This is a genomic window from Bradyrhizobium genosp. SA-3 (assembly GCF_004212635.1).
Lineage (GTDB): Bacteria > Pseudomonadota > Alphaproteobacteria > Rhizobiales > Xanthobacteraceae > Bradyrhizobium.
In genome coordinates this window covers 1-7,155 of sequence record NZ_PSRT01000238.1, presented here as the reverse complement: position 1 = coordinate 7,155, position 7,155 = coordinate 1, and the positions used below count along the sequence as shown (strand labels likewise).

6 protein-coding genes and 1 pseudogene are annotated in these 7,155 nt (G+C 65.1%); 1 reads left to right on the top strand and 6 read right to left on the bottom strand.

Translation table 11 applies throughout. The features are described from left to right. Positions 1–79: 79 nt before the first annotated feature. The 6 genes from CWO91_RS40860 to CWO91_RS40835 form a co-directional block, all read right to left on the bottom strand. Entirely contained in the window at positions 80–982 is a 903-nt protein-coding gene (locus tag CWO91_RS40860) for an alpha/beta fold hydrolase (RefSeq protein ID WP_130220970.1), read from the bottom strand. A 220-nt stretch (positions 983–1,202) separates the two neighbouring features. After that, complete coding sequence (gene purD, locus CWO91_RS40855) at positions 1,203–2,486, bottom strand: phosphoribosylamine--glycine ligase (RefSeq protein ID WP_130220969.1); 1,284 nt, start codon at positions 2,484–2,486, stop codon at positions 1,203–1,205. Between the two features lie 244 nt (positions 2,487–2,730). Beyond that, on the bottom strand, positions 2,731–3,030 hold the full coding sequence (locus CWO91_RS40850; RefSeq protein WP_130220968.1) for a winged helix-turn-helix domain-containing protein: 300 nt from the start codon (positions 3,028–3,030) through the stop codon (positions 2,731–2,733). A gap of 2 nt (positions 3,031–3,032) precedes the next feature. Continuing rightward, positions 3,033–3,584 carry a hypothetical protein gene (locus tag CWO91_RS40845; RefSeq protein WP_130220967.1) on the bottom strand — a complete coding sequence of 184 codons (552 nt, stop codon included), beginning with the start codon at positions 3,582–3,584 and terminating at the stop codon, positions 3,033–3,035. Then, positions 3,581–4,063 carry a DUF2306 domain-containing protein gene (locus CWO91_RS40840; protein WP_165406056.1) on the bottom strand — a complete coding sequence of 161 codons (483 nt, stop codon included), beginning with the start codon at positions 4,061–4,063 and terminating at the stop codon, positions 3,581–3,583. Before CWO91_RS40840 ends, CWO91_RS40845 begins: the two co-directional genes overlap by 4 nt. A gap of 41 nt (positions 4,064–4,104) precedes the next feature. Further along, a complete protein-coding gene (locus CWO91_RS40835) occupies positions 4,105–5,115 on the bottom strand; it encodes an alpha/beta hydrolase (protein WP_165406055.1) in 1,011 nt (336 codons plus the stop codon). A gap of 139 nt (positions 5,116–5,254) precedes the next feature. Here CWO91_RS40835 and xseA point away from each other — a divergent pair. Further along, positions 5,255–6,876 (top strand): annotated as a pseudogene (gene xseA / locus CWO91_RS45710) (exodeoxyribonuclease VII large subunit). Positions 6,877–7,155: the final 279 nt, after the last annotated feature.

Genomic DNA, 7,155 nt, shown 5'->3' with positions numbered 1-7,155 from the left:
AGCGAAGAAATCCAGAGTCTTTCCGCGGAGACAGACTGGATTGCTTCGTCGCAAGAGCTCCTCGCAATGACGATGAGGATCAAGCCGAGAAGAATTCGCGCAACGCGCTCGCGGTGACGTCCGGGTTCTCCTCGGTGAGGAAGTGGCCGGAATCCACCGGCATGCCCACGACATTCGTGGCCCATTCCTTCCAGATGTCGAGCGGAGTGGCGGCAGCCTGGGCGATGCCGGCATTGCCCCACAGCGCCAGCATCGGAATGGTGATCTTCTTGCCCGCCTCGAAATCGGCCTTGTCGAGGTCGTAGTCGAAATAAGCGCCGGCGCGATAGTCCTCGCACATCGCATGCACCCGGGCGGGATCGCGGAACGGGGCGAGATAGTGCTCGAGCGCGCGCTCGTCGATCGCCTCCAACGTCTTCGACTTGGTCTGGCTTGCCATCTTGAAGCGCAGGAAGAACTCGCCATTGCTCGCGATAAGGGTCTCGGGCAGCGGATAAGGCTGCGCCAGGAAGGTCCAGTGATAGATCTTCAGCGCGTAGGCGCGGTTCATCCGCTCCCAGTAATTGTAGGTCGGCAGGATATCGAGCACGGCGAGGCGCGACAGCCGGCCGGGATGATCGAGCGCGAGGCGGTAGGAGACGCGGCCGCCGCGGTCGTGGCCGGCGAGCGCGAAATGCACATGGCCGAGGCGCTCCATCGCCTCGACCATGGCCTTGGCCATGGCGCGCTTGCTGTAGGGGATATGCAGCGCATCGCTCGCGGGCATGTCGGACCAGCCATAGCCCGGCAGGTCGGCAATGATCAGCGTGAACCTATCGGCCAGCTGCGGCGCCACCTGGTGCCACATCACGTGGGTCTCGGAGAAGCCATGGAGCAGGAGCAGCGGCGGCCCGCTGCCGCCGACGCGGGCGAAGATGCGGCCAAAGGAGGTGTCGATCCATTCGGCGGCAAAGCCCGGATAGAGGTCGGCGAGATCGGACATCTTTCTGCATCCTTGTCTGGTCAGTCGCGGAGACGCCCCGACAAACAAATATGTCGAAAACAACCCCATGCACAGTAGCGGTATTATTTGCGGGGCTACTAACCCCAACAGGCGATTAATTATTTTGGAACGTCGATGTGACGGCGCGATGGCGCCAAAACCTCGAGATTCCGGATCGGCGCGTTTGCGCGCCGTCCGGAATGACGGACTAATGCCTGAGCTAATTCTTGGCCTTCTCCGCTTCCACCGCCTGCCAGCCGATGTCGCGGCGGCAGAAGCCTTCCGGCCAGTCGATGCGGTCGACGGCCTGATAGGCACGGCCTTGCGCCTCGGTCACGGTCCTGCCGAGCGCGCAGACATTGAGCACGCGGCCGCCATTGGCGAGGATGGCGCCGTCCTTCGCCACCGTGCCGGCATGGAAGATCTCGACGCCCTCGACCCTGGCGGCCTCCTCCAGCCCCTGGATGCGCGTGCCCTTCTGGTAGTCGCCGGGATAGCCCTTCGCCGCCATCACCACCGTGATCGCGGACTCCGGATACCAGCGCAGATCGAAATGCTTCAACTCGCCGTCGCAGGCGGCGAGCAGCGCCGGCACGATGTCGCTCATCATGCGCAGCATCAAGACCTGGCACTCGGGATCGCCGAAACGGACGTTGAACTCGAACAGCTTTGGCCCCTGCGTCGTCAGCATGATCCCGGCATAGAGCACACCGCGGAACGGCGTGCCGCGCTGCTTCATGCCTGATACCGTCGGCAGGATGATCCTGGCCATGATCGCGTCGTGGATCGCAGGCGTGACCAGCGGCGTCGGCGAATAGGCGCCCATGCCGCCGGTATTCGGGCCAACGTCATGGTCGAACACGCGCTTGTGGTCCTGCGCCGAGGCCAGCGGGATCGCCGTCTCGCCGTCGCACAGCGCGAAGAAGCTGATCTCGCGGCCGGGCAGAAACTCCTCGATCACGACTTCAGCGCCGGCCTCGCCGAAGGCACCCTCGAACATCATGGCGATGGCGTCCTCGGCCTCGCGCACGGTCTTGGCGACCACGACACCCTTGCCGGCGGCAAGTCCGTCGGCCTTGACCACGATCGGCGCGCCCTGGCTCTGGATATAGGCGCGCGCCTCATTGGCATTGGTGAAGCGCTTGTAGGCGCCGGTCGGAATGCCGAATTCGGTGCACAGCGCCTTGGTGAAACCCTTGGAGCTTTCGAGCTGGGCCGCCACCTTGCTCGGCCCGAACGCCTTGATGCCGGCGGCAGTGAGATCGTCGACGATGCCGGCCGCCAGCGGCGTCTCCGGACCGACCACGACGAGTTCGACCGCGTTTGTCTTGCAGAAGTCGATCACCGCGGCATGGTCGGCAATATCGAGCGCCACACACTCCGCCTCCCGCGCGATGCCGGCATTGCCGGGCGCGCACCAGAATTTGGTCACCAGAGGGGAGGCTGCGATCTTCCATGCCAGAGCATGTTCGCGGCCGCCGGAACCGAGCAGGAGAATGTGCATCGAAGGCTCGAAATGCGGGGTTTGCTGGGGGCGGAGGTCGCACGAATCGGCGCGGGCCTCAAGGGGGGCTGAGCCGATCACCCCCGTCATTCGATTTCCCCTGTCATTCCGGGGCGCGCACAGCGCGAGCCCGGAATCCATCGGGCCGCGGCGTTGGTGGTGGGATGGATTCCGGGTTCGCGGCGTCGCCGCGCCCCGGAATGACGGCGGAGAGAGTGGGACGCCCACGGAATGACGGCGACGCCTACACCTGCTTCCCCGCGATGATCTCCTGCAACGTCGCCACATGCCGCGCGAAAGCGCCGCGGCCGACGGCGGTTGCGGTGACCGTGGTCTGCGGCTTCTTGCCGACGAACGCCTTCTCCACCGACACGTAACCGGCCTTGGCGAGGGTCTCGATATGTGCGCCGAGATTGCCGTCGGTGGCGCCGGTGAGCTTCTTCAGCCGCGCGAATTCCAGGCCGGTCGGCTGCGGCAGCGCGTTCAGCGCCGCCATGATCTTCAGCCGCAGCGGCTGATGGATGATATCGTCGAGTTCGGCCAATTCTAGCTCCGCCGCATCCAGAGGCCGCCGAGGGTCAGCCCGCCGCCGTTCACGAACGCCATCCACAACAGCAGCGAGAGCCCGGGGATGTAGGCATATCCGATCAGCGTCAGCGCAATGATGGTCGCACCGATCACCAGGAAGGCATAGCCGAACCAGACCCCTGCCATCATGTAGAACAGCATGATGTAGATCGGCCAGAACACCGTCTGCTGGCGCGGCGTGAAATGACCGAAATAGCAGCAGAAGATGCCAAAGGCGGCGATCAACGCAAACGTCAAAAAATAGCGGCCGTCGAACACGCGAATGCGGCTCTTCGAACGGTGATACCCGCCGAGAGCGATCAGGCCTATGGCCGACACCCCGTACACTGCAAACCAGAAATAGAGCCCGTAGCGGGGCCAGAACCAGCCCGAGATGTTGCCGACGAACGCAAGCACGCCCCACATCAGCAGGGCGAGACTGGAGACCTCGTAGATCTGCGACTGCCGCACGCGGCGGACCGTGTCCTCGATATCGTTCAGCGCTTCGGAAGCCTGCTTGCTGTCGATCACGATGGCGCTCCGCTCTGCTCGACCAGCCCGCTGGACATCGTTGGTGCATCGACTGGGGGCCGATGCTTCCGGATCAGGCTGTACGCGATCATCATGGTCACAAGCGACGCGACGAGCGCAATCAATGCGACCTGATCCCTTGTCGTCACAGGCAGCAACCGCGCCGCGATGTTCGTGATTGCCGCCGACACAGGGGAGGCATAGGACCAGGCGATGAAGTTATAGTGAGTCCTTCGCCAGTTCGCCGGTCGCGGCGTGCGCAGCAGCGGAACGATCGCCAGGACGATCAGGGTGAAGTTCACGATCGCGGCGACATGGAACGCGTTGAAATGACCGGTGAACCGGTAGACCAGCAAGGTCGCGGCGTCGGAGGCCAGCATGGCGTAGACGTAGAAGTAGCCGCGCGCGCGATGGCCTGCACCACGCTTCGGGCGCAGAAACTGAATTAGCCCGGCAACGAGACACAGCATCGCCAGCACGGCATGAATTGCACCTGTGGGCGTCAAATGCGCGATCATGGTCAGCTCCCCGCCGCACCGCGCGTCGCCACGTCCTCGGCGATCGCGGAGACCGCCTTCGGATTGGTGACGATGCCCATGTGGTTGATGCCGTCGATGATCTTGACGTCGATCGACGGTTTGATGGCCTGAACCGCCTCGGCATATTTGTCCGAGATCATCATCTCGTCCTCGGCGGCGCCGAAGATCGTGATCGGACGTGTCGTCGCCGGAAGATCGATGCGATAGCCACGCGTCGCGAAATTGCGCATCAGGCGGTCGGAATAGGTGGAGACCAGGTACTTCGCCAAGGCCGGCGGCACCGCCAGGGCGAGCACCGGCAGCTGCGCGCAGCAATCGATGCCGAGCTTGCGCAGCGCGGCAAGCCCGAATAAGCGCGGCATATCGGCATTGGCCCAGCCCCCGGAATGCGGCTTGTTGGTCGGTGCGTCATAGCCGAGATAGGGCGCGAGCAGCACGGTGCGGACGAACATGTCCTGCATGATCGGCGTGGCCGCGACACGCAGCGAGAAGCCGGCGCCAGCGGAATGGCCGATCAAGGTCAGCGGCAGGTCGGGCGCGTTCCTGCGGACATGAGCGACGAAGTCGACGAGGTCGTCCTCGAGCTGGCCGACATAGCCGATGTCGCCGCGCGTGCCGGAGCCGCCATGGCCGCGGATGTCCAGCGCCCAGGTCTCCACCCCGCGCGCGGCGATCGCATGGGTCAGCGCGTGATTGACGGTGCCGCTGGAGCCGGAGGAGCCATGAATGAAAATCGCGCCGCGGCCCGCCTCCGGGCCTTTCAGTGCATAGTGGCGATAACCGATCCAGGTGCCATCGCGGGCCTGAAAGCGTTCGAGCGGTGGCAACGTGGACCAGTCGATGCCCTTGGCTGAATCCGAGACCGATCGCATCTCAGGCGGCCGCTCCAGCGGCGTTGCGATCATCGCACCCAGGATCAGCGCCACGCCGCCGACCGCACACAAGGCCCATTTCAGGCCGGTCAAAACGCCGCGCAGCAGCCGGATCGCCATGGCGCATCTCTCCCTAAACTCATCAATCAATAGAGAACTCTATATTACAGAGTACTCTTCCAATCAATCCCGGGATTGGCGCAGCGGCGCGAAAATCCTTAACGTCGGGTCTGACCCCAAAATGCCGAATCGTTTGCCGATGCCGCCTGCGGAACAATTGCTCAACGCGCCCGAATTCACCGTCTCCGAGCTCTCGCTATCCCTGAAGCGGACAGTCGAAGACGCCTTTGGCCATGTCCGGGTCCGCGGCGAAATCTCCGGCTTCCGCGGACCGCACTCCTCCGGCCATTGCTATTTCGCGCTCAAGGACGACAGCGCCAAGATCGAGGCGGTGATCTGGAAGGGCGTGCATAGCCGGATGCGCTTCAAGCCCCAGGAGGGGCTCGAGGTGATCGCCACCGGCAAGCTCACCACCTATCCCGGCTCTTCCAAGTACCAGATCGTGATCGAGGCGCTGGAGCCGGCCGGCATCGGCGCGCTGATGGCGCTGATGGAGGAGCGCAAGAAGAAGCTCGCCGCCGAAGGCCTGTTCGATCAGGCGCGCAAGCAGCTCTTGCCCTGGCTGCCGGAGGTGATCGGCGTCGTCACCTCGCCGACCGGCGCGGTCATCCGCGACATCCTGCATCGGCTGGAGGACCGCTTTCCCGCCGCGTGCTGGTGTGGCCGGTCAAGGTGCAGGGCGAAGGCTCGGCCGAGCAGGTCGCGGCCGCGATCCGCGGCTTCAACGCGCTGCCCGAGGGCGGCAAGATTCCGCGGCCCGATGTCTTGATCGTCGCGCGCGGCGGCGGCTCGCTGGAGGATCTCTGGTCGTTCAACGAGGAGATCGTGGTGCGGGCAGCTAGCGACAGCATGATCCCGCTGATCTCGGCGGTCGGGCACGAGACCGACATCACGCTGATCGATTTCGTCGCCGACAAGCGCGCGCCGACGCCGACGGCGGCGGCCGAGATGGCGGTGCCGGTGCGCAGCGACTTGTTCGTCGAGGTCGCCGATCTCGCACGGCGGACGCGTGCCTGTTGGCAGCGTGGCCATGAAAATCGCCGCAATGAGCTGCGCGCCGCGGCGCGTGCGCTGCCCGCGGCGAGCGATCTCTTGGCGATCCCGCGGCAGCGGCTGGATTCGGCAGGCAGCGCCCTGCCCCGCGGGCTCAAGGCCAACACGCACGCGCATTTCCGCCGGTTCACCGCGGCGAGCGCAAAGCTGACGCTGCGGGTGCTGCACGGCCAGATTTCGCAGGCCGATCACCGCCTCACCGTGTGCGGCGAACGGCTCGGCCTGTCCGCGCGCTCGCTGCTGCTGCGGCGGCGCGACTACTTTGCCGGGCTCGAGGTTCGCTTGCGTGCCTCAAAGCTTTCCAACGCACAGGCGCAGCGCAACGCGATTCTCCGCCAGCGCGAGCGCACGCATCGGCTGGCCGAGCGCGCGCAACGCGCGCTTGTCACGTTGCTGCAACGGCTCGATGCGCGTGTCGAGAACAGCGGCAAGCTGCTCTCCGCTTTATCCTACCGCAGCGTGCTCGCGCGCGGCTTTGCATTGGTGCGCGATGAAGCCGGCCACCCCCTGCATGCGGCCGACAGCGTCGGGCCGAATGCGCGGCTCGAGATCGAGTTTGCCGATGGCCGTGTGGCCGCGACCGCGGATGCGGACCGCCCGCCGCCGACGGCGAAGCGCGCGCCCTCACAGCCAAAGCCGGCCGCGCAAGACGCAAAACCCGCGCCGAAGCGCGTGGCCAAGCCGGTGGATCAGGGCAGCTTGTTCTAAAACGCGAGGGCGACGCTCCGCCCGGTGTCATTCCCCGCGAATGCGGGGAATCCAGTACGCCGAGGCTCCTCGGTGAATCACAGACGTCTCGGAGTACTGGATCGCCCGGTCCCGGCTACTCCGAGGCTTCGCCGGGCTCCTCAGTGTTGGGCCGGCGAAGCTTTAGCGAAGACGGCAAGCCGGGCGATGACAGCGCGTGTGTGGAGGCGAGTGTAGCCACAACCTCGTCATTGCGAGGAGCCCTTGCGACGAAGCAATCCAGACTGCCTCCGCCGAGGG